This is a genomic window from Deinococcus pimensis DSM 21231, assembly GCF_000519345.1.
In the GTDB taxonomy this organism is placed as follows: Bacteria; Deinococcota; Deinococci; order Deinococcales; family Deinococcaceae; genus Deinococcus_A; species Deinococcus_A pimensis.
In genome coordinates this window covers 646-3489 of the sequence record NZ_KI912622.1, presented here as the reverse complement: position 1 = coordinate 3489, position 2844 = coordinate 646, and the positions used below count along the sequence as shown (strand labels likewise).

Genomic DNA, 2844 nt, shown 5'->3' with positions numbered 1-2844 from the left:
GGGCGCGGGACCGCTCTCCCCGGCCGTTCCCACCACCGACGGGCGCCACGCCCTGCCGCTCGACCCACGCGCCCTGCTCGCCCTGCTGGGCGCCCGCGTCCGGGTCGTCTGACCCTCACCGCCCCACCGCACGGAGGACCACCCGCATGGAAAGCAACGCCGACTCCACCCCGCGACCCGCCGCCGCCCCCTCGAAGCGTCCACGTCTGCCGAAGTCCAAGGCGGCGGCGCGCATGTCGCCCCTGAGCCGTCTGCGCGTGGGCCAGAAGCTCGCCCTCATCGCGGTCGCGCTCGGCATCCCGCTGACGGTGCTGCTCACGCTGCTCGTGCAGGCGCAGCAGAAGGACATCACCTTCGCGCAGGACGAGCTCGTCGGCGTGAAGTTCGTGACGCCCCTGAACATCCTGCAGGTCCGCGCGAACGAGTACGTCGAGGCGGCCGTGTACGCCCGGCAGAACAAGAGCGGCGCCGCCGAGGCGCGCGACAAGGCCCAGGCGAGCGTCGAGTCGTCCCTGAAGATGCTCGAAGGCCTCGCGGCCGACTACCCGAAGGTGGACATCAAGGAACGCATCAAGGAGTACCGCGACCAGTTCTCGCTGATGACGTCCGTCGCGGCGGTCATGGACCCCGTCACGATCCTCGACGAGTTCGAGAAGCTCCACAACGGACCGTACAAGGCGCTCGTGTCGGAGGTCGGCAACTCCTCGAACCTGCTGCTCGACCCCGAGGTCGCGTCGTACTACACGATGAACGTGATGCTCGGCGGTCTCGCGGACCTGCGTCACCTCACGGGCGTCGCGCACATCGCGGCGGACAGCGCGTTCGGTGAGGCCAAGCTCTCCTCCGGCGCGAAGGACGTGATCCTGTTCGGCACGAACCGCGCCGAGGCGCAGGTGCAGGACATCAAGCGCGACGTGGCCTTCGCCGTCGCCGCCGACCCCGCGCTCAAGGACACGCTCGGCGCGCGCGCCAACGAGCTCGACTCGCTCATCGGGACGTACTTCAACACCCTCAAGCGCATCGGTCAGGGCGGCCTGCCCGACTCCGCCGCGCTGCGCGGCAACCTGCAGGACAACCTCGAGGCGGTCGAGGAGTCCGCGACGGAAGCGGCGAGCGCCCTGCAGAAGACCGCCACGTCGTCCCTCACGACCCTGCTCGACGAGCGCATCGGCGCGCTGCAACGCACGCGTCTCGTGACGCTGCTGTTCGTCCTCGCGGTGCTCGCGCTCGCGCTGTGGCTGCTGCTCGTCATCGTCCGCGCCATCACGAACCCGCTCACGGGCCTCGCGCGCGCCGCCCGCTCGCTCGGTGAGGGCAACCTCGACGTGAACGTGCCCGTGCTCACGGCCGACGAGATCGGCGTCGTGGCGAGCTCCTTCAACGTCGCCGTGAACCAGCTGCGCGAGGCCGACGCGAAGAACGCCCTCGAACGCGAGGAGGCCCGCAGGCTGCAGGAGAACATCGGTCAGTTCCTCGACGTCACCATGAACATCGCCGACGGCGACCTCACGCAGCGCGGCGCCGTCACGGAGGACGTGCTCGGCAACGTCGTGGACTCCATCAACCTCATGGTGGAGGAGCTCGAGCTCGTGCTCCGCAACGTTCGCAACGCGTCGAGCCTCGTGAACGAGGGCGCCGACGCGATGCTCTCCACCACCGCGAACATCGTGCGCGGCACGGAGACGACCGCGCAGGAGGCCGAGCGCGTGGCGAGCGAGGTGCAGGGCGTGACCGAGACGATCCGCTCCATGGCGGAGAGCGCCACGGCGTCCGCGCAGACGGCGCAGCTCGCGCTTCAGGCCTCGCAGCAGGGCGCGCAGGCCGTGGAGAGCACCCTGGCGGGCATGCAGAACATCCGCCGCGAGGTGCAGGGCATCGCCAAGCGCATCAAGGGCCTCGGCGACCGCTCGCTCGAGATTCAGGAGATCGTCGACACGATCTCGCGCATCTCCTCGCAGACGAACCTCCTCGCGCTCAACGCCGCCATCGAGGCGGCCGGCGCGGGCGAGGCCGGATCGCGCTTCGCGGTGGTCGCGGACGAGGTCCGCAAGCTCGCGGAGAGCTCCGCCGTCGCGACGGGCCGCATCGCGACGCTCATCAAGAACGTGCAGGCCGAGGTGCAGGAAGTGGTCGCGTCCGTGGAGGACGGCACCCGCGAGGTGGAGGCCGGGTACCGCGTGGCGGGCACCGCCGGTGAGCGCCTGCAGGAGATCTCGCAGCTCGCCCAGCGCTCCGCCGAGCTCGCCGTGATGATCTCCTCCGCCACGCAGGCGCAGGTGTCGGGCGTGGAGCAGGTGTCCGAGGCGGTCGGCAGCATCGCGCAGGTCGCGCAGACCTCCCGCGAGAGCGTGCGCGAGGGCCGCGAGTCCGCCGAGAAGCTGCGTCAGCTCGCCGAGGCGCTCGGCGTGCAGCTCGCGCGCTTCCGCCTCAACAACAACTGAGCCGATGAGGCGGGCCGGGTCCAGCGGGGCCCGGCCCCCTCGCACACGAACGTGACCAGGGGAGGTGGACTGAAATGAACACGAATCCGTACGAGGGTTCCGGCGACCTGTTCGAGAGCTTCCTGCTCGACTCGTGGGACACGCTGGGCCAGTTCGAGGAGGCGCTCGGCGCGGCGTCCGCGTCGTTCGACGCGGACGCGCTGGGACGGCTGGCGATCCTCGCCCACCGCATCAAGGGCACGACGGCCCTGTACGGGTACCCGCAGATGTCGCGCCTCGCGGAGCTCGCCGAGCGTCTGCTGGACCTGCGCGCCACCTTCGGGCCCGCGCAGCGCGAGGGCGTCACGGCGTTCCTGGAGCGCCTCGCGGTGTGCCTGCGCAGCGCCCTGGAGCGCGTCGCGGC

Annotated in this window: 2 protein-coding genes; both read left to right on the top strand. The window is 70.8% G+C overall.

The window, feature by feature from the left end:
• The first annotated feature begins 146 nt into the window (after positions 1 to 146).
• Positions 147 to 2441: a methyl-accepting chemotaxis protein gene (locus DEIPI_RS35225; RefSeq protein ID WP_052351586.1), complete on the top strand. Its 2295-nt coding sequence runs from the start codon at positions 147 to 149 to the stop codon at positions 2439 to 2441.
• 74 nt (positions 2442 to 2515) lie between these two features.
• Positions 2516 to 2844 (top strand): Hpt domain-containing protein (locus DEIPI_RS38745; RefSeq protein WP_045233494.1); only part of this gene is annotated, 329 nt, incomplete at its 3' end.